This is a genomic window from Amycolatopsis decaplanina DSM 44594, assembly GCF_000342005.1.
Taxonomy (GTDB): Bacteria; Actinomycetota; Actinomycetes; order Mycobacteriales; family Pseudonocardiaceae; genus Amycolatopsis; species Amycolatopsis decaplanina.
In genome coordinates, this window is the sequence record NZ_AOHO01000058.1 from 247,389 (window position 1) to 269,691 (window position 22,303).

At 64.2% G+C, this 22,303-nt stretch carries 26 protein-coding genes; 12 read left to right on the top strand and 14 right to left on the bottom strand.

Translation table 11 applies throughout. The annotated features are described in order from the left end of the window. Positions 1–22: 22 nt before the first annotated feature. From H074_RS20515 to H074_RS20525, 3 genes are read right to left on the bottom strand one after another with little or no spacing between them, the layout of a single operon-like run. Positions 23–889, bottom strand: coding sequence for an SAM-dependent methyltransferase (locus H074_RS20515; protein WP_007031972.1), 867 nt, complete (start codon positions 887–889; stop codon positions 23–25). 27 nt (positions 890–916) lie between these two features. Further along, positions 917–2,083: a glycosyltransferase gene (locus tag H074_RS20520; RefSeq protein WP_007031973.1), complete on the bottom strand. Its 1,167-nt coding sequence runs from the start codon at positions 2,081–2,083 to the stop codon at positions 917–919. Between the two features lie 35 nt (positions 2,084–2,118). Then, entirely contained in the window at positions 2,119–3,132 is a 1,014-nt protein-coding gene (locus H074_RS20525; protein ID WP_007031974.1) for a methyltransferase, read from the bottom strand. A 196-nt stretch (positions 3,133–3,328) separates the two neighbouring features. Here H074_RS20525 and H074_RS38800 point away from each other — a divergent pair, with 196 nt between their 5' ends. From H074_RS38800 to H074_RS20555, 6 genes are read left to right on the top strand one after another with little or no spacing between them, the layout of a single operon-like run. After that, positions 3,329–3,655 (top strand): antibiotic biosynthesis monooxygenase family protein, encoded by a 327-nt coding sequence (locus H074_RS38800; protein WP_007031975.1) that lies wholly within the window; start codon positions 3,329–3,331, stop codon positions 3,653–3,655. A gap of 24 nt (positions 3,656–3,679) precedes the next feature. Next, positions 3,680–5,326 carry an FAD-dependent monooxygenase gene (locus tag H074_RS20535; protein ID WP_007031976.1) on the top strand — a complete coding sequence of 549 codons (1,647 nt, stop codon included), beginning with the start codon at positions 3,680–3,682 and terminating at the stop codon, positions 5,324–5,326. 59 nt (positions 5,327–5,385) lie between these two features. Continuing rightward, positions 5,386–5,664: an antibiotic biosynthesis monooxygenase gene (locus H074_RS20540; RefSeq protein WP_161630689.1), complete on the top strand. Its 279-nt coding sequence runs from the start codon at positions 5,386–5,388 to the stop codon at positions 5,662–5,664. A gap of 36 nt (positions 5,665–5,700) precedes the next feature. Beyond that, entirely contained in the window at positions 5,701–6,027 is a 327-nt protein-coding gene (locus H074_RS20545; RefSeq protein WP_007031978.1) for a putative quinol monooxygenase, read from the top strand. A gap of 51 nt (positions 6,028–6,078) precedes the next feature. Next, the gene (locus H074_RS20550) at positions 6,079–7,005 is read left to right on the top strand and encodes an NADP-dependent oxidoreductase (protein ID WP_007031979.1); all 927 of its coding nucleotides are present in this window, start codon (positions 6,079–6,081) and stop codon (positions 7,003–7,005) included. A 29-nt stretch (positions 7,006–7,034) separates the two neighbouring features. Continuing rightward, entirely contained in the window at positions 7,035–7,907 is an 873-nt protein-coding gene (locus H074_RS20555; protein WP_007031980.1) for an LLM class flavin-dependent oxidoreductase, read from the top strand. Here H074_RS20555 and H074_RS20560 read toward each other — a convergent pair. Continuing rightward, a complete protein-coding gene (locus H074_RS20560) occupies positions 7,874–8,179 on the bottom strand; it encodes a TcmI family type II polyketide cyclase (RefSeq protein WP_235096822.1) in 306 nt (101 codons plus the stop codon). The genes H074_RS20555 and H074_RS20560 overlap by 34 nt on opposite strands. Before the next feature lie 216 nt (positions 8,180–8,395). On the opposite strand from H074_RS20560, the gene H074_RS20565 reads away from it, so the two are divergent. From H074_RS20565 to H074_RS20585, 6 genes are read left to right on the top strand one after another with little or no spacing between them, the layout of a single operon-like run. Then, complete coding sequence (locus H074_RS20565) at positions 8,396–8,821, top strand: cupin domain-containing protein (protein ID WP_083920470.1); 426 nt, start codon at positions 8,396–8,398, stop codon at positions 8,819–8,821. After that, positions 8,818–10,059, top strand: coding sequence for a beta-ketoacyl-[acyl-carrier-protein] synthase family protein (locus tag H074_RS20570; protein WP_007031983.1), 1,242 nt, complete (start codon positions 8,818–8,820; stop codon positions 10,057–10,059). The genes H074_RS20565 and H074_RS20570 overlap by 4 nt, the downstream gene beginning before the upstream one ends. Then, the gene (locus tag H074_RS20575) at positions 10,056–11,282 is read left to right on the top strand and encodes a ketosynthase chain-length factor (RefSeq protein ID WP_007031984.1); all 1,227 of its coding nucleotides are present in this window, start codon (positions 10,056–10,058) and stop codon (positions 11,280–11,282) included. Before H074_RS20570 ends, H074_RS20575 begins: the two co-directional genes overlap by 4 nt. A 1-nt stretch (position 11,283) precedes the next feature. Then, positions 11,284–11,604 carry an acyl carrier protein gene (locus H074_RS39380; RefSeq protein WP_007031985.1) on the top strand — a complete coding sequence of 107 codons (321 nt, stop codon included), beginning with the start codon at positions 11,284–11,286 and terminating at the stop codon, positions 11,602–11,604. Further along, entirely contained in the window at positions 11,601–12,011 is a 411-nt protein-coding gene (locus tag H074_RS20580) for an SRPBCC family protein (protein WP_235096823.1), read from the top strand. The genes H074_RS39380 and H074_RS20580 overlap by 4 nt, the downstream gene beginning before the upstream one ends. Before the next feature lie 32 nt (positions 12,012–12,043). Further along, positions 12,044–13,861: an AfsR/SARP family transcriptional regulator gene (locus tag H074_RS20585; RefSeq protein ID WP_007031987.1), complete on the top strand. Its 1,818-nt coding sequence runs from the start codon at positions 12,044–12,046 to the stop codon at positions 13,859–13,861. Positions 13,862–13,899: 38 nt separating this feature from the next. On the opposite strand, the gene H074_RS20590 is transcribed toward H074_RS20585, so the two are convergent. From H074_RS20590 to H074_RS20635, 10 genes are all read right to left on the bottom strand, one after another. Further along, on the bottom strand, positions 13,900–14,733 hold the full coding sequence (locus H074_RS20590; protein ID WP_007031988.1) for an SAM-dependent methyltransferase: 834 nt from the start codon (positions 14,731–14,733) through the stop codon (positions 13,900–13,902). A gap of 9 nt (positions 14,734–14,742) precedes the next feature. Next, positions 14,743–15,066, bottom strand: coding sequence for an antibiotic biosynthesis monooxygenase family protein (locus tag H074_RS20595; protein ID WP_039922959.1), 324 nt, complete (start codon positions 15,064–15,066; stop codon positions 14,743–14,745). A gap of 36 nt (positions 15,067–15,102) precedes the next feature. After that, complete coding sequence (locus H074_RS20600) at positions 15,103–15,795, bottom strand: carbohydrate kinase family protein (protein WP_152521464.1); 693 nt, start codon at positions 15,793–15,795, stop codon at positions 15,103–15,105. Positions 15,796–15,994: 199 nt separating this feature from the next. Next, a complete protein-coding gene (locus tag H074_RS38805) occupies positions 15,995–16,429 on the bottom strand; it encodes an NUDIX domain-containing protein (RefSeq protein ID WP_007031991.1) in 435 nt (144 codons plus the stop codon). A gap of 32 nt (positions 16,430–16,461) precedes the next feature. Beyond that, the gene (locus tag H074_RS20610; RefSeq protein ID WP_007031992.1) at positions 16,462–17,568 is read right to left on the bottom strand and encodes a DegT/DnrJ/EryC1/StrS family aminotransferase; all 1,107 of its coding nucleotides are present in this window, start codon (positions 17,566–17,568) and stop codon (positions 16,462–16,464) included. Between the two features lie 106 nt (positions 17,569–17,674). After that, entirely contained in the window at positions 17,675–18,691 is a 1,017-nt protein-coding gene (rfbB, locus tag H074_RS20615; protein WP_039922961.1) for a dTDP-glucose 4,6-dehydratase, read from the bottom strand. Positions 18,692–18,752: 61 nt separating this feature from the next. Continuing rightward, positions 18,753–19,454, bottom strand: coding sequence for an HIT family protein (locus tag H074_RS20620; RefSeq protein ID WP_007031994.1), 702 nt, complete (start codon positions 19,452–19,454; stop codon positions 18,753–18,755). Further along, complete coding sequence (locus tag H074_RS20625) at positions 19,444–20,736, bottom strand: NAD(P)/FAD-dependent oxidoreductase (RefSeq protein WP_083920463.1); 1,293 nt, start codon at positions 20,734–20,736, stop codon at positions 19,444–19,446. Before H074_RS20625 ends, H074_RS20620 begins: the two co-directional genes overlap by 11 nt. After that, positions 20,733–21,332 carry a dCTP deaminase gene (dcd, locus tag H074_RS20630; RefSeq protein ID WP_161630690.1) on the bottom strand — a complete coding sequence of 200 codons (600 nt, stop codon included), beginning with the start codon at positions 21,330–21,332 and terminating at the stop codon, positions 20,733–20,735. The genes H074_RS20625 and dcd overlap by 4 nt, the downstream gene beginning before the upstream one ends. Beyond that, positions 21,311–22,303, bottom strand: coding sequence for an NAD-dependent epimerase/dehydratase family protein (locus H074_RS20635; protein WP_083920465.1), 993 nt, complete (start codon positions 22,301–22,303; stop codon positions 21,311–21,313). Before H074_RS20635 ends, dcd begins: the two co-directional genes overlap by 22 nt.

Below are 22,303 nucleotides of genomic sequence, written 5' to 3' on the forward strand. Positions count from 1 at the left end.
GAGTTTCCGCGAAAACGATTGGTCAGGCCGGTTTCGTCGCGACTGCCACGACATAGTCCAGTCCTTCGACGCATCGGCGGATCTGTGGTGCATCAGCCAGCATGCCGCGCGACATCTCGAGGTTCTCCGCACCCACGCGCTGCTGGAATTCGGCGTCTTCCAGCATCGCGAGCGAATACTCCAAAAAGGGCTCGAAGACCTCCTCACGAATGGACCTGACCGACACATCGACGAACCCGGCCTCAGCGAGTTTCTCAGCATAGACACGCGCGCCATACCAATTCCGCACTGGCGGTACACCGGAAAACAGGCTCGTCCTGATCTTGACCTCGTCCTCCGGACTGATCGATTCGAAGTCGAACGAATCCCGCTTCAGGATGTCCGCGGTGGCGATCGTGCCACCGGGCCGCAAAGATTCGAGGGCTCGCGCGAAGAAATCTTCCCTCGTGTCGAAGTGGAACGCGGATTCCAAAGCGACTACTCGATCAAACCCGCCGGGCCGAGGGGATTCGCCGGTCGCCGACGCCTGCCGGAAGTCGATCCGATCACTCACCTTACGTTCACCTGCCCGGCGGCGGGCTATCTTCACTTGCTTGGCACCGATGTTCAACGCCGTGATGCTCTTCAGCCGCCAGTTCTCCAGCCAGTAGAAGTCCTGGTCACCGAATCCGAACCCCGCGTCGAGTACCCGGTCGCCCGGCCGGAATCCGGCAGAATCCGCGAGCAGATGGGCGAGCGCGACACTGGCGTCATCGGCCGTAGCGCACTCACCGGCCCAGTAGCCGAGGTTCATATAGGAACTGTGCGCGGTCAAAAGAGTTTCCGGATCGAAGAAGTCATAAGAGGACAGGATCTGATCCTGCGGAGTCGGGCGTGCGGAGTCGCTCAACGTATTCCCTTCGCTTGTCAACGGTCCTCAGTGGTCGCACCGGGACGTTTCCGCCCGGTCGGTGATGCGGCGAGCCAGTGTGTTCACGACCGAAGCGGGATCGACCAGGCGGGCGTACTCGTCGGCGAGGGTCCGCGCCTCGGCCGCGAAGGCCGGCTCAAAGATCAACGTCCGCAGGGCATCTCGCACGGCGGTTCCGCTTGTCTCGTCTGGCGCCAACCGTAGGGCCACGCCCCGCGCGGCCAGCCGGTCAGCCGTGCCGAATTGATCCGTCGCCTGTGGGAGGATCAATTGCGGTACCCCACAGGTCGATGCGGTCATAGCCGTACCGGAGCCGCCGTGGTGGACGACCAGATCGCATCGGGGCAGAACCTGGTCGAGCGGTAGCCACCCGGCATGGAGAACGCCGGCCTGTGAGGTCTCATAAGAACCGAGGTTGCGCTCGTCCACAGCCAGGACGACCTCCATACCCAATTCCCGCAGTTCATCGATCAGTTCCGGAATGAGCCGACGTGGGCCGGTCCCTCCGTACCGAGGCAGCAGACTGCCGAAGGTCACGCAGGCCCGCGGCTTCCGGGGCACTGACAACACCCAATCGGGAAGAATCGCAGTTCCGCTGTATGGGAGGTAGCGCATGGTCAAGCCATCGGAAACACCAGGATGCTGCACGCTCGCGGGACAGGTGTAGATCACTTCCGCCGGCGGCTGGGCAGGGGCCAGCCCCTCCACGGCACGGTATTCCGGCAGGCGCTCTTCTGCTCCAATGTCGAAGAGTGGTGAGACTGCGAGGCCCCAATTGTGCTTGATCCACGGGATACCGGCTTGGGTGGCCGCTATGCGGCCCGCGAACTCGCACGGTTCACTGATGACCAGATCCGGTTCGCAACGATCGACAGCCTCGATCATGTTCCCGATCATTCGTCCGGCGAGCTCACCCCAGCCTCTGCCGCTCGCGCGGATCGCTGTGTCTACATCAGACAAGGTGCTCGAGCGGACGGCACTGCGTGCGTAATCGTCACGACCGATATCGGTGGCGGTGACCACGGGCGGGAGCCCCGCGGAGATCACCGTGTCCGCGAAGTCGCGCGTAGTGCTGACGAGAACCTCGTGCCCGGCGCTACGCCACGCCCACGCGAACGGGACAAGCGGGAAGAAATGCCCGTAGAGCGGCGCCGTGCTGAAAAGTACCCGCATCACTCCTCCTCGTCGTGAGAATTACCGATCGCTCCTCAGCGCTTACGTGCCACGACAAGCCTCTCTGTGGCAGTGAGGTCTTCAATCGAGAAATCGGTAAAGCCCGCTTCGGAAAGCCATGACCGGCACTCCGCGGCCGTGTACTCGGCGGCACCGGCACGCACGATGCGCATATTGAGGCTCATGAGCAGGTTGTGCGCGGGGCCGCTGCGGTCATCGTCGATCATTTCGTCATAGATGACGACCGCGCCACCGCTTTTGACCGCGTCGAAGGCACGGCGAAGCAACGCAACACGCGTTTTTTCGTTCCAGTCGTGAAGCACGTGTCCGAAGATCAGCACGTCTGCTTCCGGCAGGGGGTCCACGAGGAAGTCCGCGCCTCGGAACGTCACCCGATCGCCGGTCGAGAGCGCATGCATGTGTTCGCGGAAGACTGGTTCCAGGACTGGCAAGTCCAGGCACACGCCGGTGAGGTGGTCGTGTGCCTTCACCAGGTGCCCTGCGAGGTTGCCGCGAGCCCCGCCCAGATCCACGAACGTGTGATGATCGGCCCAGGGGAACCGCTTGGTCAGTTCGAGCACGACCGGCATGGAAGCGCAGTCCATGGCAGACATGAACTCGCGGATCCGGGCGGCGTCGGCATAGAGATCGCGGAAGGCATCCGAATTCTTCTGCACCTCGCCGGTACGCGCGAGATCGGTGAGCGAACTCCACTGGGGATACAACGCGCGGCTCATGAACTTCAGGAACCCGCCCACGTAGGTGGGTTTGCTCTCGTCCAGGCAAGCAGCTACGACCGCCGAGTTCCGGTACCGGCCGTCTGCCCGGTGCAGCAGCCCGATCGCCACCAGCGCGTCGAGCAGATCCCCGGTCACCGCCAGATCAAGGTTCAGACGGCGCACGATTTCTTCCCGGGTCGACGGCTCCTGCGCCAGCAAGGTGAACAAGCCCAGCTTCACTCCCGTGAACAACACCTGTGATCGCCAGAAGCCGGCCGCCACGTCAAGTACAGAAGCGACATCCTGATCGATCGGATTCGACGCCTGCATCAAAGGCTCCTACTCGTGGGTAAGGCCGGCGGATGGCACTTTCACCGGCACCGCCCACCGTTCCGGGCGCACATCGAGAAGCGCTGAAGGTGTGGTCGTGCGCCGTGCCGGACGGCGGGGAAGCTTCACTCGTCGTACAGAGTTTCTTCAGCGGCCATTGCGACGCTGCCGGGCACGATCACCGGAAGGGAATTCCATGGCCACGATTTCAGCGGATCAGAATTACGTCACGAACATCATGGTGTTCACCACTGATCCCGGCAGGCGACAGGAACTGCTGGACGTGATTCTCGCCGGAGAAGACATCTTGAATGGCTTTCCCGGCCTGGTTTCCACGACCATCCACGTCACCGACGACGGCGCGCGAATCATCAGCTACGCGCAGTGGGAGTCGAAAAAGCACCTCGCGGCCCTGCGCGAATCTCCGGCGCTCGGCGAAAACCTCAAGCAGGTACGTGAGCTGGCCGATGATATCCAGTTCCTCCCTTGCAGTGTCGTCTACTCAGCGATGAAGAATCAGTAAACGAAGCGAAGGGGGAACGTCTTCATGAACGAAACCCAAGTCGCCGTGCTGATCGTCGGGGGTGGCCTCTCCGGGCTCGCTGCCTCCCTGTTCTTACGACAGCAGGGAGTCGATTGCAGGCTGATCGAGCGCAGCACATCCACATCGCAATTACTGCGGTCCACCCACGTGAGTTCGCGTACCCTCGAGCTCTTTCGGACTGTCGGTATCCAGAAGGCGATTCACGACGTCGCGGAGAAGGTCATCCTCGGGGAGAACTGGACGCGCTCAGATCTGCCCCCACATCAGCTTCCCCGTGTGATCCTGCGGGCACGTTCACTTCAGGACGTCGCCGATGGCGACGTGATCGTCATGGAGGCGGGCACCGATGACTTCACCGAGGTGAGCCCGGCGGAGCCGGTCTGGTGCGGCCAGGATCGGGTCGAGCCCATCATGGTACGCGAAGCCGAGCGACGCGGCGCCCGAATCAGCTTCACCACGGAGATGACCTCCTTCAGCCAGGACAGTGTCGGAGTGACGGCGACCGTCCGGGATCGCACCACAGGGGCGGAACAGGTCATTCGCGCGCAGTACCTCATCGCCGCCGACGGAGCGGGCGGTAAGATCCGGCCGTCGCTCGGTATCGGACGGACCGGGAACGGCACCGCCGGCCACGTCTTGAACGTGCTCTTCGAAGCGGATCTCGACTCCATCCTGGGTGGTCGCCGTTTCCTGATTCTCTATCTCTCTCATCCGGACGCACCTGGCATGTTGTTCAAACTCGACGAGAAGCGATGGATCTTCGGCCTTTTCTGCGGCCCCGAGGAGATCGCGGATGGCAGGCTCTCCCACGCGGAATGCGCGAACCTGATCCGCACCGCGACCGGTGTAGCCGATCTTGAGATCCGGGTGGACTCCACGTTGGGCTGGTGGATGGCGCACGAAATCGCCGACAGCTATCGATCAGGACGCGTCTTCCTGGTCGGCGACGCCTGCCATGTACTTCCTCCGACAGGGGGGTTCGGTGCCAACGCCGGGATCCAGGACTCCAGTAACCTCGCTTGGAAGCTGGCAGGGGTGCTCAACGGCTGGGCCGCTCCCGAACTGCTGGACACCTACGAAACCGAACGGCGGCCGGTGGGCCAGGCCACCGCCGACCAGGCCTGGCTACGTCATGAGCGCTGGAGCGGTCCCGGTGGCGACGGACTCGGGCAGCAAGTGCATCAGACGGTCATCACCACGGGGTACCGCTATCTCGCCGGAGCTTTGGTGGGCGGTACTTCCACCGACGTGCTGAACCCGGAACTGAACCTGGACGGCAGTCCTGGCTCGCGCCTCCCGCACGCCTGGCTGTCCCTGAACGGACGACGGCTGTCGTCCTTGGACCTCACCGGGGAGGCCTTCGTCCTCCTCGCTGGGCCGCATGGCGCCGCGTGGACCGAAGCGGCCGACCGGATCGCCGACAGGCTCGGCATCCCGCTCCGCGCTCATCTGGTCGGCCCGGATTGCGAACTCTCGGATGTCGGCGGAGCTTTCCTCGACGCGTCGGGCATCGGCGGTCACGGCGCCCTTCTGGTCCGGCCGGACGGCTTCGTGGGGTGGCGATCAGCCATCGCGGTGCAGGACGCAGACGAAACCTTGCATGAAGTCCTCCGCACGATGACGGCACGCGCCGAAGTACCAGCCACCTGATCGGAGCCACCGGAATGTCGCGAATCTCTACCAGAGCCGAGCACTACACCACTATCAGTGTGTTCACTACGACAGTGGAGAACCGGCAGAAGCTGCTCGAGCTGCTGATCGAAGGAGAGGAAGAACTACGCGGGTTCCACGGGCTCGTCTCGGCCAACCTCCACTTGAGCGAAGACGGCACCAGGATCATCGGATACTCGCAGTGGGAGGACAGCGCGGCCTTCGACCGGATGCGGGCGAAGCCAGACCGTGCCGGGCACTTCGCCCAGGTCCGCGCCTTGGTCACCAAGGTCGAATTGCTCGCTTGCCGAGTCGCCTACACCAGTGACGGCGACTGAGTTGCCTCGCTCCAGCCCGAACGAGAGGACCCCGCGATGTCCCGCATCCCACCGGATGAAGCGCATTTCACCCAGGTCAACGTCTTTCACACGAAGCCTGAAGATCAACAACGTCTCTTCGACGCCATGTCCGCGGGGGCCGACGCCATGGGGCGACACGAGGGATGCGTCTCGGTCTCGATGCACCTGAGCGCGGACGGCACCCGCCTCATCAGCATCACCGAATGGAAGAAACAGGCCGATTTCGAGGCGATGCGCGCGAGATCGGATCTTAAGACGTATTTCAAAGAGGTCGGCGGGATCATCACCGCCGTCGACCCGGCCGCATGCCGGATCGCCTACCGGAACCAGGTGAGCGAATGACAACCCTGGCGATCACCTCCCTCCACTCGACCGGATGACCGAGGAGTCACTATGCGAGCTGTAGGCACCACCGAATTCGGCGCGCCCGAGGTACTCAAGGTCGTCGACGTTCCGCTGCCCGAACCCGGCGACGGGGAGGTCCGGATCCGAACGCAGGCCGCGACCATCAACAACTTCGATCTGGTCGCCCGTTCCGGCGGTCTTGGCCCCATGCTGCCTGCCGGTCCGCTCTACGTCTTCGGCTGGGACATCGCCGGCATCGTGGACAAGGTAGGACCGGGCGTGACCGGCTTCGTCCGGGGTGACGTGGTGGTGGGCATGTCGGACTGGCTTCGCACCAAGGTCGGCACGCAGGCCGAGTTCGCCGTGCTCGCCGCCTCCGCACTGGCGCCCGCTCCTGACGGAGTCACGCCCGCCTCCGCCGCCTCACTTCCGGTCAACGCCTTGACCGCCGCGCGGGCGCTCAACCTGATGGGACTCCACAAAGGACAGGCGATGGCCGTCACCGGAGCCGCGGGCGCGGTCGGCGGGTTCGCTCTCGAACTGGGGCGCCACCGGGGACTCGACGTCATCGGCATCGGTTCCGCCAAGGACCGCGAATTCATCGTCGAACGCGGCGCTCGGTTCATCGAGCGGTCGGATCACCCGGTCAAGGCACTGGCGGCGCTGGAACCGGGCGGCGTCGATGGGTTGCTCGATGCCGCCACCATCGGCCCGGCGATGCTGGAGGCCGTCCGTGACGGCGGTGCCTTCGCCAGTCTCACCCCACCCAAGACGCCGCGCCCCGAACGAGACATCCAGGTCCACCGGATCCACACCGAAAGCGATGGCCTCCGGTTGCGCGAATTGGTCTCGCTGGTCGAGCGCGGTGTGCTCACCCTCCGCCGGACACGGACGTTTCCCTTCGAAGAGGCGGCGACCGCCCATCGGTTGCTGGCGGAAGGCGGCGTCCGCGGTCGGTTGGTCCTGACGCCGTGATCGTGTCTCATCCGCCGAGGAGGTCGTTGATGCACATTGGAATCGGCTTGCCCACCAACATCCCGGGCGCCCGGCCCGACCAGGTCGTGGAGTGGGCTCGGCGTGCCGAAGCTTGCGGCTTCGCCAGCGTGGCGGCGATCGACCGGCTGGTCTACGACTCGTACGAACCCTTGATCTCCCTGGCGGCCGCCGCGGCGGTGACCGATCGGATCAAGCTGGCGACGACCGCGATCGTCGCGCCGTGCCGAGGGAACGCGGTGCTGCTGGCCAAACAGGCGGCTTCGGTGCACCAGCTCTCCCGTGGTCGGCTGGTGCTCGGTTTGGTGCCGGGAGGTAGACGTGACGATTACGCCTCGTCACCGGTCGCCTTCGAAGCTCGCGGTCGACAACTCGACGTCATGCTTCAGGAAATCAAGCAGGCCTGGGCGGAAGAAACGGGCGAATCCCCTTGCGAGACACCACCGGAACTCGTTCTCGGTGGCTTCGCCCCACAATCCTTTCGCCGTGCCGCTCGCTACGGCAGCGGCTGGATCGCGGGGGCGAACGGGTTGCCATCCTTCCGCCAAGGTGCCGCCGCGGTCCGTGCCGCCTGGCGATCCGGCGGGCGGTCCGGCGCACCCCGCCTCCACGCGATCTGCTACTTCTCACTGGGACGGGGCGCGCCGGACCGGGCCCGGTCCTACCTTCTCGACTACTATTCGTTCACCGGCCCGTTCGCGGACCGGATAGCGGACATCGCACTCACCGATGTGGCGGGCCTCCGCGCCACGATCGAGGACTACCGCGCGGCCGGCAACGACGAACTGATCCTTCTGCCGGTCAACCCCGACCCGGAACAGGTCGATCTGCTCGCGCACGCCCTACGCGATCAGCCCGATTTCACCGAGGCGGCCCACGAGTAGAAGACCTCCGCCCTCGAATCCCTCAGTTCACGCCACTCGGGCGAATACGGTGTCAGCAACCGGGACACCCGCTCGTTGACGTCCTGAAAGATCGGGTTTCCCTCAGCGGCGCGAAGACTTTCCACAATGTCGCTTTCCGATTCTATCAAATGCAGATAAAGATCATGAAAACGGAACAGCGTTCTCCGTGTCACGCCGATCTCCCTCGGAAAGTCCGTCTGGTCATGTTCTCCGAACACCCTCGCGATTTCGGCCGCGTTCCGCTTCTCCATACGCAACACCATGAGAGCTCGATGCATCCCGTCTCCTTCGATAGCGATATACGCCCCCACCTTGCCGAAATGTGAGTGAACGCGGGGCCAAGATCGGTCGACGACCGAGTGGCCCGAGCTTAATCAGCGCCCTCCAGTCGTCCTCACTGCGCTTTCAAGCCGCCCTGGCAATACTCGCTTTCGCCGACAACTTTCAGTCGGCAAGGAGGCTTGAAGGTGACGAAAGTAATCACAAAGATCTCTGCCGCGAAAATCACTCCAGCCGTTCGACAGGGCGGCATCGTCAGAGCAATACTCACCCCCAATACGGTCGGGTCTACCTCAGGTTTCATGGGCACGATCACGGTGCCGGCACATCAGTTCGTGGCGGAGCACTATCATCCGTATTCCGACGAATTCCTCTTTCTCGTCGACGGTGCAATCACGCTACGGACCGGCGACGATTCGATGGAACTCAACGCCGGGGAAGCCGTGATGATCCCTCGCGGCCATCGCCACCGTTTCGACAACCTCTCCGATGTCGACGCGTTCGGAGTTTTCCACATCTGCCCGCTGGCTCCTCGGCCCGAAATCGGTCATGTGGAGACAGAGCCCGTTCCCTTCCCGGACGCCGCCCCGCCGAGGGTGGGGGGTTCCCGATGACCCGCCGGGTGGTGATCACCGGCATGGCCGTGCTCGCGCCCGGCGGAAATGGGGTCCGGGCCTTCTGGGACCTCATCAGTTCCGGACGGACGGCGACCAGGCCGATCACTCTCTTCGACGCCAGTGGTTTCCGTTCGCGTATCGCGGGCGAAGTCGACTTCGACGGCGGTCCAGCCGAGCTACGGCACTTGGACCGAGCGGTGCGCTTCGCCGTCCTGTGCGCACAGGACGCGTTGCTGGACAGCGGAATCACCGTGGACGAGTTTCCCGCCCATCGGATCGGCGTCGGCATCGGCACCGCGGTGGGGTGCACCACGGGGCTCGACCGGGAATACGCCGTGGTGAGCGACTCCGGCCGCTCATGGCTGGTCGACCATACGAAAGCGGTCCCTCAACTGTTCGACTATCTCGTCCCTACCTCGTTCGCGGCCGAGGTCGCCTGGGCGGTCGGCGCGGAAGGTCCGGCGAGTGTCATCTCCACCGGCTGCACCTCCGGCCTGGACGCGATCGGCTACGGCTGCGAACTCATCCGGGAAGGCAGTGTCGACGTCGTCATTGCCGGCGCCTCGGACGCGCCGATCTCTCCCATCACCGTGGCCTGCTTCGATGCCTTGAAGGCCACATCGACGAACAACGAGTATCCCGGCGAGGCCTCCCGCCCGTTCGACCGGAACAGGGACGGCTTCGTTCTCGCCGAGGGGGCCGCCGTGTTCGTACTGGAAGAGCTGGCACACGCCCGGCGTCGCGGCGCCCGGATCCAGGCCGAGGTCACCGGCTACGCGACTCGCTGCAACGCACACCACATGACCGGTCTGCACCACGAAGGCCGTGAAATGGCCGAAGCCATCCGGGCGGCCATGGCCGAAGCCCGGATCTGGGCCGGTGACATCGACTACATCAACGCGCACGGGTCCGGCACCCGGCAGAACGACCGCCACGAAACCGCCGCCTTCAAACGAGCACTCGGAGACCACGCCTACCGGACACCGGTCAGTTCGATCAAATCGATGGTCGGTCATTCGCTGGGAGCCATCGGTTCCATCGAGTTGGCCGCCTCGGCGCTCGTCCTCGAACACAACCTGGTACCGCCGACGGCCAATCTTCACGAAGCCGATCCCGAGTGCGACCTCGACTACGTGCCCTTGGTCGCGCGGGAACAGGACACCGACGCGGTCCTCTGCGTCGGGAGCGGATTCGGGGGATTCCAGAGCGCGGTCATCCTGGAACGCGCGGCATGAGCACCGGAGTCAGGGCGGTCATCACCGGGATCGGTGTCGTCGCTCCCAACGGGCTGAGTACCGAGGACTATTGGTCGGCCACTGTCAAAGGGCGTAGCGGACTCGACCGGATCAACCGGTTCGAGCCCTCGCGCTACCCGGTCCGCGTGGCGGGCGAAATCTCCTCCTTCACGCCGGAGGAGCACCTCCCGAACCGGTTGCTACCGCAGACCGACAGGGTCACCCAGCTCGCGCTCACCGCGTCGGACAGCGCGCTGCGTGATGCCGGCTTGAGCACGGAGACCCTCCCCGACTACGCCATGGGGGTTGTGACCTCGACGGCTGCGGGAGGCTTCGAGTTCGGCCAGGGTGAACTCGCGAAACTGTGGGGCAAAGGTCCTCGGTTCGTCAGCGCGTACCAATCCTTCGCCTGGTTCTACGCCGTGAACACGGGCCAGATCTCGATCCGTCACGGTCTTCGCGGCCACAGTACCGCCGTGGTGACCGAGCAGGCGGGGGGTCTCGACTCCATCGGGCACGCGCGCCGGCTGCTCCGCAGCGGTGCCATGATCTCCGCGGTGACGGGTGGAGCCGATTCCCTGCAGTGTCCCTGGGGACTGGTCGCCCAACTGCCCAACGGTCGCCTCAGTCACCGGGAGGACCCCCGCACCGCGTACCTCCCGTTCAGCGCCGAAGCTTCCGGGTACGTTCCAGGCGAAGGCGGAGCCATCCTCGTGATGGAGGACCTCGTGATGGCGCGCGAACGCGGTGCTCCGACGATCTACGGGGAGGTGGCCGGCTATTCCGCGACATTCGATCCGCCACCCGGCAGCGGCCGCCCTGGCACGCTGGTGAAGGCGATCGAAACGGCGCTCTCTGACGCGGATGTCGAACCCTCCTCCGTCGGTGTCGTCTTCGCGGACGCTGTGGGCGTGCCGGAGTCGGACGATGCCGAGGCACGAGCGATCCGCTCGATCTTCGGCCGGCACGGGGTTCCGGTCACCGCCCCGAAGAGCATGACCGGCCGACTGTACGCGGGCGGGTCGGCCCTTGACGTCGCGACAGCCCTGCTGGCTTTGGGCGCGAGGGTCGTTCCCCCGACGATCGGCACCGAACACGTCAGCGCCGACTACGGCATCGACCTCGTAGCTGGCGGCAGCAGACCCTTGCACGGTCACCACGCCATGGTCATCAGCCGGGGCGCGAAGGGGTTCAATTCCGTCATGGTACTGAGAAAGGGATGAAGTGCAGACTTTCACAGTCGAAATGTTGCTGGCTGTCACCCGTGAATGTGCCGGGGAACCGGACGAGACGATAAGCGCCGCCGATGTCCGGTCGCGAACCTTTCGCGATCTCGGATACGACTCTGTCGCCCTCATCGAAGTGATCGCCAGGCTATCCCACGAATTCGATCTTACGATTCCTGACGACGTGGCACCGGAAGACCGCACTCCCGAAAATCTCGTCGACCTGATCAATGCCGCACTGACGGAGGATTCGCAATGCCGGCCAACATCGACAACACCATCCACATCGATGCACCGATCGACTTCGTATGGCGAATGACCAACGAGGTCGAATCCTGGCCCTCACTATTCAGCGAGTACGAGTCGGTGAACGTCCTCCACCGAGAGGGATCGACCATCCGCTTCCGCCTGTCCACCAAGCCTGACGCGGACGGCACCACCTGGACCTGGGTCTCCGATCGCACGGCCGACGAGCAGAACCGGACAGTGCACGCGCACCGGGTCGAGACCGGCCCGTTCCGGTTCATGAACATCCGCTGGTTCTACACCGAGTCGGGAACGGGAACGAAAATGCGCTGGGCCCAGGAGTTCAGTATGCGCCCCGACGCGAAGGTCGACGACGAGACAATGGCCGAGCACCTCCAGCGGCGAACGGTCGCGCAGATGGCCCACGTGAAGAAGAAGGTCGAAGAGGAATTCCGACGGTCACCACGTGCCCGCGCCTGATCACTCGATCCACCGGAACGAAAGGTATTACCGTGCGGTTCAGTGTGCTGGGCAACCTCGAAGTCCGCTCACCACGGGGGGACGAAGTTCATCTTCCCCCCAAAATCCGGACCGTTCTCTCCCTGCTGCTGATCCGCCGCGGCGAGGTGGTGTCGGTCCAGCAGCTGATCGACGAGGTCTGGCCGTTCGAGCCGCCTCGCACCGCGCCCGCGACGATCCAGACCTACATCTATCAGCTCCGTAAGGTGCTCGACGGTGCCTGGTGCGGCGAACCGCACGGGGCCACGTTGTCGACGGCGAGTTCTGGATACGTACTGAGAGTGGCGGCGGAGGACATCGACGCCGTCGCCTTCGAACGCCGTTTCCTGGCCGCGAGCAGGAGCTTTCACAGTGGCGACTACGAACCGGCGGAAGGGGCACTCGACGCGGCCATGGCATTGTGGCGCGCCGAGGCGTTCGCCGACGTCCCCCGCGGCTCGCTGCTCGAGGCCTACTCGACACAACTCGAAGAGGCCCGGACGCAAGCACTCGAGCTTCACATCGACATCAGCCTGAAACTGGGCCGTCATCTCGAAGCGGTGCGACGTCTCAAGGGGCTTGCGGTCGCCCAACCCTTGAACGAAGGTGTCCACACCAAACTCATGCACGTCCTCAATCGGCTGGGACGCCGTGACGAAGCGCTCACCGTCTATCTTAGGTTCCGCAGGTCGCTGGCCACCGAATTGGGGATCGAGCCCTCCCCCGCGGCCGAAGAGGTACACCGCAGGCTTCTCGCCGGCGACTTCACCACCTCGGACCGGACAAGTGTGCCATCGGCCGGCCAAGGTTTCTTCGTGGCGCCGGCACAGTTGCCGCCCGGCACGACGGACTTCGTCGGGCGCGAGCAGCAGCTCTCCACTCTGGGGCGGCTGCTCGGTCGTCACGGTGATGGCTCGCGACTGGTTACCCTCACTGGGATGGCCGGTGTTGGAAAGACCGCGCTGGCCGTCCACCACGCCCACACGCTTCGACGCACCTTCGCCGACGGACAGTTCTTCGCCACTTTGCGCCAAGCGGGGGCGAAACCGGTGGACCCGTCGGTGGTGCTCGGTGAGTTCTTGCACGCCATCGGTTTCCGCGCGGAACAGGTACCGGCCACAGTGGAGGCGCGCGGCAGGCTGTTCCGGAGCTGGTGCGCCGATCGCGACGTCTTCGTTCTCCTCGACGACGCAGCTTCGGAGGAACAGGTCAGGCATCTGCTGCCGGCCGGCGCGCGCTGCGGGGTACTGGTGACCAGCCGCTCTCCGCTGTACGGGCTGGGCGGGAAAACCGTGGACATCGAGCCCTTGCCCACCGGAGACGCGGTCACGCTGCTCGGCAGACTGGTCGGCATGCCCAAGACGGAGATCGAGCGACGTACCGTCCGGGAAATGGTGTCCCTGTGCGAGAACCTGCCATTGAACATCCGGGCGATGGGCGCGAAGGCCGCGACACAAGGTCATCTGCCCTTGGACAAGCTCGCGGCGAGACTGGCGGATCGCCAGTACCGGCTCGACGAGTTCAAATGCGGAGACCTCGATCTCCGCGGCAGGCTGACGCGCAGCTACGAGAGCCTCAGCGACCGTGCGCGGCGAATCCTGCGGCTACTGGGCAGGTACGCGGCGAGGTTGTTCACCGCGGACGACGTGGCGCCGCTGCTCAAACTGGACCTGGTACAGACCGAGATGGTGCTGGAGGAGATCTTCGCCGAACGATTGGTACTAGCGGGCAGCTCCGGCCTGGACCGCGATCACTATGTCCTCCTGGAGTCGACCAGGATATTCCTGATGGAACAAGAGGGTGATGCCGCCACGCCCGCCGAAGCGTCCTGAATGGCGGCATCACCCCTGGCCGAAACCTGGCGCACGACTCACTTCACCGCGTCGACCCACCACAATCTGCCTTCGCCGACGATCGCCCGATCGAGTACAGGTGGCAACGTCCTGCTCCACAGCCGGGCGAGCTCGGCCGGATCGGCCACCTTCGCCGACCAGCCATGCCGCTTCAGCCAGCCCGCCGGATCGTCCACGGTCGATCTCCACAACGCGGCGATGTTCTTTGCCGGTCCGGACCGCGCGGTCCGCGAAATGACACTGTTGAGATGTTCGGCTCCCAGCCGGCTCGACGGGGCCGACAGTTCACCGATGCGGGTCAGCAACCGATCGTTGTCCTCCGTGCTGAAATACGGAAGCAGCCCTTCGACCAGCCATGCCGTCGCGGTTCCGGGGTCGAACCCCGCTGCGATCAACCGCTCCGGCCAGGCGGTGCGGAGGTCCGCCGGGATCAAGACTCGCCCGTTTTGCCTTGTCTCTTCCCGCTGCTCCAGGACACGACGTTTGAAGTCGATGATTTCCGGCAGGTCGATTTCGAAAACCGGAATGTCGACGGGCAGGGATAACCGCTCACTACGGGAGTCGAGCCCTGCGGCGAGGACGACCACCTGCTCGAGACCGTGTCGTGCGGTCGCGTCGGTCAGCCAGTCGTCGAAGTAGCGCGTGCGGAACGCCATGTAGTCTTTCATGACCGGCGCACGTTCACCGAGCGAAGGAACGGAGTCCAGCCCCGACGGGAATCCGGCCCGTACGAACAACTCCGCCTGGCCGTCCGCGAAAAGCCGATCGTCACGGAGGCTCTCCCGGTACCGTTCCAGCGCTACCACCAGCGCGGTGAACCCGACTTCGGACAAACCCGCGTTCGGCCGCATCGCCCCTCCCTAGACCGGCTCGGCAGTGTAGGCCACCCGGCAATGCACCTGTTCGATCGACGCGAGCCGTCGGCACTGGTGGATGTGGTCCTGCAGATCGGGATGCCTGTGCATGGCACGGAAGTCCTCTTCCGAACGCCACTGCGCGTAGTTCACCACCTTGGTTCCGTCCTTGCTGAGATGAAAATTCGCCGAGATGAAACCGGGAAGGCTCTTGATGATGCCCTCGGTCACACCGGACAGAATCTTCAACAGCGGTTGCTGGTCCTTCTCGTTCACCGTGAACACGTTCACCACGGTGTAGATTTCTGGCTCGACAGAGATCGTTGCCACGAATCGTGCTCCGTTCTGCAGGGACGTCGTGCGAATTCAGAGATATTTCGCGGTGGTCAAGGCCTTGACCGCGAGACGATCGCCAAGGCCTCGCATACCGCGATCGGCGATCGATTCTTCTTGCCAGTCGACCAAGGTGCCGTCCAGAGCGACGGCCTGTCCGTAGGAGTCGGTGCCGAGTCGGCTCTGCACGACGCCCAATCCATAGCGAACACCGAGCTCCTCGGCGAGATACTTCATCCGGTCGGCGGTGGCCCCACGCAACCCGCGTGGCGAGTCAAGCAACTCGTCCAGTGTGTCCAGTTCGCCGACCACCCCGTCGATTCGTCCCAACATCCCGTCGACCTTCGCCAGTCCGCCGACGAGGTCGCGAAAACGGTGCGGGACCAAGTCGAGAACGACTTTGCTCCCTCGCGCCGCCATCTCCTCGCGGAGCGACCGCAGCACTTGGAGCCGTTCACCTTGCGCACCGTTCAAACTGTGACCGGACAACCAGGTGCAGGAGGGTGCGTAGGGCTCGACGAGCCGAAGGAAGGAATCCAGGTGGTCCGCCGAGCTCATCCGAAGTCCCGAACGGCCGGGATAGACCATCAGGCGTTGCTTTTCCGGAAAGTAGGTCATCACACAAGTCGTCGTCGGTTGTCCATCCACTCGCTGGATTCCTTCGGTGAGCAGGCCGGTGGACCCGATGTGGGATCGGACGAATTCTCCGGGAAGGTCGTCGCCCACCGCGGAGAGCACGAGGGGAACGACATCGGTCTGCGCCGTCAGCGATTCGGTGAACAGCCAAGCGCTCCCGCCGATGCGGAGCTCGCTCCCACAGTCGATGTTGACGTCTCTTCCGCTGGCCAGACGGGTCAGCACATCCGGATCGGGCAAGGAGGACAAGATGTCGACCGACAGGTCTCCCACCACGACGCAGGCGTCCCTATCCATGGGCGTCCACCGAGCGGAGGGTGTCCAGCGCGCCGAGCACGGGGGCGCGAAGATCGAGGATCAGATCGTAGCCCGCGACCTCGGAGAGGTCAGCCCAATCGAACTCGTCGATGTGATCGCTCTCGGTATGGCCGGCGAAGCTGACCGCCGCTTTCCCGATCACCGAGCATTCCCGTGCGACCGCGACCGCGGTCGTATCGTTCATCTTCCACGACCACAGGGCCAAGGGCTTCCCCAGCCGAACATCCAAACCGGACTCTTCGAAAACCTCACGTTTGAGGTGGTCGTCAAGGCCCTCACCTGACTCCATTCGCCCTCCGGGTACATCCCAGCGCAACGGCTGGCGTGGATCCAGGGCGTCCTTCCTGAGGAGTAGAAGCCTCCCCTCATTCACTATCAACGCCTTCTGCGCGAAGATCACCCTCATACGCCACCTTCCCCCAGCATATCTCGCAATGGTCATTTCAATGCTCGTGCCAGCGCGCCGATCGTGCGATCGATCTCGTCATCACGCATCGATGCCCAGATCGGCAAGCAGAGGTGAGCCGCCGCGAAGGAATCCGCAAGCGGAAAGTTGTGATTACCCGCGAACTCTGCGAAGACAGGTTGTCGATGCAGCGGGACCGAGTAGACCCCGCCGGCAAGTGAAATATCTTCCGCGGCAAGGGCACGTGCGACCGCCTCCCGGCGGCCGGGCTCCTCGAGCAGTGCGATCGCCTTGTGCCCGCTCAGTCTGGAACCGGCGGGAACGACGGGAAATGAAATCCCTGGGACGTCCGCCAGGCCGGCACGATACCGTCGCAGGACTTCCGCGCGTGCACTCAAATTTTCTTCGAAACGCTTCAATTGCACGATGCCGAGAACGGCACCGGCTTCCGACATCCGCCAGCTGTTGCCCTCCACCTGATGAAGGCCGTCCGAGCCCTTTCCTTGATCTCGATAGATCCGCACGGTTCGCGCGAAGGCAGGCGACGGTGCGACGACGGCACCCCCTTCGAAGGTGGTCACCACTTTCGTGGGGAAGAACGAGAACGCGGCCAGATCACCGTGGGCGCCCGCCGGCACACCGCCGAGTGACGAGCCGTGCGCGTGCGCCGCATCCTCGACCAGGGTGATTTCCCGGTCCCGCAGCAGTGTTTGGAGCCGAGGCAGGTCGGCGCTGAGGTGTCCCCCGATGTGCACGACCACCACCGCCGCCACAGCCGGCGTCAGCGATGCCTCGATCGAAGACGGCGAGAGAAACAGACCTCCGTCATAGAACACCGGTCTGCCACCGGCCGCCAGTACGGCGCGAGCGGTCGCGAAATTGGTGTTCGCAGGCACGAGCACTTCCCGGCCTTGCACTTCGAGACCCCGGAAGATGATCTCCAATGCCGTCGTACCGGTACTGACCGCGACCACTTCCCGGCCCGCGACGAACGACGCGAAGGTCTGCTCGAATTCGCTCGTCTTGGGTCCGAGAACGAAGCGCCCGGCCCGGAGGACCTCCTCGATACCGGCGAGCGCGGCACCAATCTCGTCGTCGCCGAGTTCCACCTTGAACGGCGGAATGACAGCGTCAGTCATACTCCCCACCCCTTCGTCACACTCGGACCCCGGGGCGCTCGACGAGCACGGACAAGCCGGGCTCGGCGCAGCCAGCAGATCCGACCGCGCCGACGCCGCCCCTTCGCTACTTACTCTCGCCGGACGTCCATGCTTCTTCCACGACCCGCGCCCGCTCCCGAAGCGGCCGCCACCACGCTTCGTTCGCCTCGTACCAGCGGATGGTCTCGCGAACACTCTTCTCGAACTCGTGCTGCGGCGTCCAGCCGAGCTCGGCCCGAATCTTTTCGGCGTCGAGTAGATACCTCCGGTCGTGCCCTGGCCGGTCAGGGACGGTCATCTTGCGATCCTGAGGTAGCCCCAGCTCGTCCAGTACCACATTCGCGATCTGGTCGATACTCGCCTCGACGCCGGTACCCACGTGATACGTCTCGCCGACCCGGCCGTTCCGCAGAACCAGATCGATCGCACGGCAGTGATCGGAAACGTGGATCCATTCGCGCAGGTTCTGGCTCGACTTGTACAACGTGAGCTTCTCACCGGCGAGCGCCTTCACCGTGAAAAGCGGCAGGATCTTCTCTGGATACTGGAAAGGTCCGTAGTTGTTCGAGCAGTTCGTGATGGTGACAGGAAGGCCGAAGGTCTCGTGGTAACAGCGCACCGCATGGTCCCCGCCAGCTTTACTGGCACTGTATGGAGTGCGGGGCCGATAAGGACTGCTTTCACTGAAACTCCCTGGGTCGTCCAGCGCCATGTCACCGTAGACCTCACAGGTGGAGACGTGATGAAACCGTTCGACACCGGCTTGCCGGCAGGCTTCGAGCAACACCTGGGTTCCCAAGACGTTCGTCCTGAAGAACTGGCCGGGATTCAGCACGGCGAGACTGTTGTGCGACTCCGCGGCGAAGTTCACCACCACGTCAGGTGAGTGCTCCCGCAAAGCCGCGGAGACCGCTTCGGCGTCACCGATGTCAGCCTGAACGAAGGCGACGTCCGATCGGACGTCGGCCAGGTTCTCCTCATTTCCCGCATACGACAGACTGTCAAGGGCGACCACACGATCGGCGGAGTGATTGTCCAGCCAATAGTGAACGAAATTGGAACCAATGAATCCGGCTGCGCCGGTTATGAGGATAGTAGTCACGCGACTACCTTACATCTCCCCGGACACACTGTCCACAAACAATCGAATGTGGCGTTGTACGTCATTTATCACTCCAGGATATCTCATCCAAAGTGGCGTACACCAGGTCGAGTTTGGGAAAAGTCAGCCAATCCCATTCCTCGTGATCACCGAGGGCCGCATTCGCCAGCCTGCGAAGAAATTGACACGGCAGATCCACGTCCACATCGTAAAGCCAGGACACGCCTGAACCCGAGCGGTAATAGATGTACGGCTGCCTGCGCCGGCGCTGATCTGCCAGCTCGACCAGAGAGGATATCCGTCGTCCGGTCAACCGTTCGTCGATGCCGGCTTTCAGGTCCACTTCACCCATCGGCACGCAGTGCAAATGAGCGTGATCCGTGCATGCGCCGCCGGTGGCACCTTCACTCATCGGACCGTGTTCGAACATGATGGGCGTGCCGAGACCGGAGATCCGGCGGCACACGGTCTCGGCCAGCGCTTCGGCCCGCTCGGCCAGACCGCGGGGAACGTGCGCGTAGGAGAGATAGTGTTCGCGCGTGAGCACCATGACGTGCCCCTTCGCGACAGGACCGAGTGTCGGCACCACCACCAGGTCGTCATCGGACCAGATGACCCGCTCCGGCCGGGACGGCGTGACCAGGCTCCGCGCAGCGCTTCGCGAGTCCGCCGCTCCACGTTCGAACTCGGCACAAAAAGAGCAGTTCGCGTCGTATCCGGCCGTCGCGCAGCCGGTGGCCGCGACGGTTTCCTCAACGGTCATGGGCGATCTCTCCTTTCCTCACCGGACTCGCCGGAAGTGCGGATGCCGGCACCAGTGAAAGTCCATTTGGAACAATTCGCAATTCGAAACCCGGTGGTGCGACGGCGGCACGTTGCGCCATTTCGACTTTTCCGTCCGAATAACCGACACGATTACTCTTGCCTTTACCCGGCTTCGGCCGCACCCCGAGTTCCCGAAGGCAAGCACGGGCACCGACCGAAGCCGTGGTGAACTTCCCCGCATAAAACGCGTACAACCCGTCCGGATACTGGTCGACGCGAAAGCTCCTGCTTTCTTCGGTACCGTCACGCTGGCCGGACACAATGAGCTTTTCACAGGTGTACACACCCACTGGTGTGTCATCGTGCCTGGACAAATACTCGCCGACCCCTGGTAATTGCTCGACAGCCAGTTTGACGATCGCTTCCGCCTCCGCGAAACCGACGCGATCCGGACGGCGTCCCGGTACGTTGTCGAACGGCACGCAGACCGTGGCGCCCCGCCACTGCCTCTGGTGCCAGACCGGGACGACGGTCGGTGCGGCATCGAACAACGGGATCACCGGGGCGGAAAGCGGAAGCTCGCTCAGCACCACCACCCGTGTCACCGTCGGCACGTAAACCGGCCCCGAATACTGGGGAACCCAGGTACCCAGGTAGTCAGGGAGTCCTGCGCCCAAGGCGAGGACCACGCGGTCCGCCACGACTTCGACGTCTCCTTGGCGCAGTGACCAAGCCTCACCGCGGCGTTCCAGCGCCGGTTGACCAGGCGAACCGAGCACCCTCGCTCCTGCGGAAACCGCGTCGAAGGCCAACCGCTCCAGCAACAGGGAACTGTCTATCGTGCTGTCCGCCGTGCGCAGCACATACGGCCGTTCGACCGTACCGAAGACGACACTGGTGTTGGGAGAGGCGAGGGCGCCGAGCCGATAGTCCACACCCGCGTGCCGGAGCCGAGGCCCGACTTCCGCCAAGTGGTCCGCGTCCCTGACCAAGCATTCCCCGTCGCGTGGACCGCAGCCCATGAGACCGGGGGTATCCTCAGCCAACGAACGGAGGTCGGCATTGCCCTCAATGCAGTGTTCGGCCAACGCCCATGCCTCATTAGCCGCGTAGAAGGCACCACTGTGCACCCATGCCTGGTTACGAGTGGAGGCATATGCTCCGATCTGGCCACAGGTGATGAGCACGACCCGGAGATTCGATCGCGCGGCCCGCACCGCCAGCCAGAGGGCGGCGACGCCACCGCCCACGATCGCGAGGTCGGCCCCGCGCTCGGTCATTCCGCTCCTCCTGGCAAACCCGCTTCGCCGACCGTGAACTCGGCCCAGTAACGGCTCACCGTCGGTTGTGCGCTGCCGTTGTACCCCGAGGGAACTTGGTCGTACGACCGCGCCGACGCCGTCTCGAGCGCGTGGATCTGCAGGTGGCAGATCGGCATGCCGCTCCGGAGCAGCACTGGCCGGGGATGCTGGTTGACCAGTTCGAGGGTGATCGCCGTCGGGGCGCCGAACCCGAACCCTGGACTGATCAGGTCGGACGTCACATGCACCGCCAACCCGAGTCTGGCCAGGTGGGACATGCCGGTGATTCGACCGGAATACCTCGGCGAGAGCGCCACCAGCTCATCGGTCGCGCCGAGGATGAACTCACCCTGCGACAGTTCCACGGTATCCGCCGGGAAAGGTTCACCGAAAGCGGCTTCCACAGTGGACCTGCGGAACGGGTCGATCGGCGCATCGCCCGCTTCGGCCCTGACGAACCGGTTGCCGAGTGAGAGGAGCTGACTGGCAGGGCGTGAGCGCCGGACGTCGAACGGGCTGATCACCACCTCTCCGGACCGCACCGTGGCCGCGATCAATTCGTCGGTAAGTACCATGTCGCCTCCAGCCATTTCGCTCGCCTGGCGCTGGGCTCGTCCGCCCCCTCAGGAGCGTGTCGAATCCGATCCGCGAGCTCACGCACCCCGTCGGTGAGACTCGATCCCCAGCTGAGACCGGTCACCTCCCACAGTCGCCGGTACGACAGCCGGTGGCTCATCGGATCGGGCGCGCCGTAGTGGGTGACCGCAGTCGCCTCGACCCCGAGAATCTCCCCGAGAAGAGCGGGGAGTTCGCCGATCGGATAGTCGTCCTCCGCCGATCCCACGTTGATCGGGGTCGCGATGACCCGGTCCACCGGGATTTCGAGCAGGCGAAGATAAGTGCGGACCAGGTCGCCGATCCACACGAACGGCCGCCGCTGCGTTCCGTCGCCCATCACACGGCAATCCTCACCGCGGACCAGGCTCGCCGTCATCGCGTTGATCACCAGGTCGTAGCGCATGCACGGGGACCAGCCGAAGACCGTTGCCTGACGAAGCACGATCGGGGTGAACTCCGGCGTACGCAACCGGATGATCCGCCGCTCGGCCAGCCGGTTCGCGGCCGCGTAGATGCCGTGAGGCTCGACCTCGTCGTCTTCGGTGTACGGGGCGGGGTTCCCTGATCCATAGACATTGGAAGACGAGGGAAGGATGTAGCGGCCCACACCCGCCCGACGGGCGAGCTCCGCCAGCCGTCGTCGGCCCGCGTAGTTGACTTCCCAGGTCAGTTCGGGAAGGAGTTCGGCGGCGGCCTCGGTGCTTATCGCAGCGAGGTCGAACAATTCGTCGACCCCGACCAAATCCGCTCCATGGAGATCCCGGATGTCTTTTTGGATGAAGTCGACACCGGATGTTCCCAGGTCCGGGGATATCGGTCCATAGAGCAGCCGATCCACCACGACAACATGCCGCCCGCTGTTCCGCAGCGCGTCGACCAGGACCCTGCCGATATATCCCGCGCCACCCGTCACCATGGTCACAGTCAT

What these genes read in the sequence shown, in the direction of transcription:
- H074_RS20555 (WP_007031980.1), top strand. Translation starts at nt 7,035, where the DNA reads ATGCACATTGGAATCGGCTTGCCCACCAACATCCCGGGCGCCCGGCCC.
- H074_RS20610 (WP_007031992.1), bottom strand. Translation starts at nt 17,568, where the DNA reads ATGACTGACGCTGTCATTCCGCCGTTCAAGGTGGAACTCGGCGACGAC.
- H074_RS20545 (WP_007031978.1), top strand. Translation starts at nt 5,701, where the DNA reads ATGTCCCGCATCCCACCGGATGAAGCGCATTTCACCCAGGTCAACGTC.
- H074_RS20550 (WP_007031979.1), top strand. Translation starts at nt 6,079, where the DNA reads ATGCGAGCTGTAGGCACCACCGAATTCGGCGCGCCCGAGGTACTCAAG.
- H074_RS20520 (WP_007031973.1), bottom strand. Translation starts at nt 2,083, where the DNA reads ATGCGGGTACTTTTCAGCACGGCGCCGCTCTACGGGCATTTCTTCCCG.
- dcd (WP_161630690.1), bottom strand. Translation starts at nt 21,332, where the DNA reads ATGGTACTTACCGACGAATTGATCGCGGCCACGGTGCGGTCCGGAGAG.
- H074_RS20635 (WP_083920465.1), bottom strand. Translation starts at nt 22,303, where the DNA reads ATGACTGTGACCATGGTGACGGGTGGCGCGGGATATATCGGCAGGGTC.
- H074_RS20625 (WP_083920463.1), bottom strand. Translation starts at nt 20,736, where the DNA reads ATGACCGAGCGCGGGGCCGACCTCGCGATCGTGGGCGGTGGCGTCGCC.
- H074_RS20620 (WP_007031994.1), bottom strand. Translation starts at nt 19,454, where the DNA reads ATGACCGTTGAGGAAACCGTCGCGGCCACCGGCTGCGCGACGGCCGGA.
- H074_RS38805 (WP_007031991.1), bottom strand. Translation starts at nt 16,429, where the DNA reads ATGAGGGTGATCTTCGCGCAGAAGGCGTTGATAGTGAATGAGGGGAGG.
- H074_RS20560 (WP_235096822.1), bottom strand. Translation starts at nt 8,179, where the DNA reads ATGGAGAAGCGGAACGCGGCCGAAATCGCGAGGGTGTTCGGAGAACAT.
- H074_RS20535 (WP_007031976.1), top strand. Translation starts at nt 3,680, where the DNA reads ATGAACGAAACCCAAGTCGCCGTGCTGATCGTCGGGGGTGGCCTCTCC.
- H074_RS20570 (WP_007031983.1), top strand. Translation starts at nt 8,818, where the DNA reads ATGACCCGCCGGGTGGTGATCACCGGCATGGCCGTGCTCGCGCCCGGC.
- H074_RS20580 (WP_235096823.1), top strand. Translation starts at nt 11,601, where the DNA reads ATGACCAACGAGGTCGAATCCTGGCCCTCACTATTCAGCGAGTACGAG.
- H074_RS38800 (WP_007031975.1), top strand. Translation starts at nt 3,329, where the DNA reads ATGGCCACGATTTCAGCGGATCAGAATTACGTCACGAACATCATGGTG.
- H074_RS20590 (WP_007031988.1), bottom strand. Translation starts at nt 14,733, where the DNA reads ATGCGGCCGAACGCGGGTTTGTCCGAAGTCGGGTTCACCGCGCTGGTG.
- H074_RS20525 (WP_007031974.1), bottom strand. Translation starts at nt 3,132, where the DNA reads ATGCAGGCGTCGAATCCGATCGATCAGGATGTCGCTTCTGTACTTGAC.
- H074_RS20575 (WP_007031984.1), top strand. Translation starts at nt 10,056, where the DNA reads ATGAGCACCGGAGTCAGGGCGGTCATCACCGGGATCGGTGTCGTCGCT.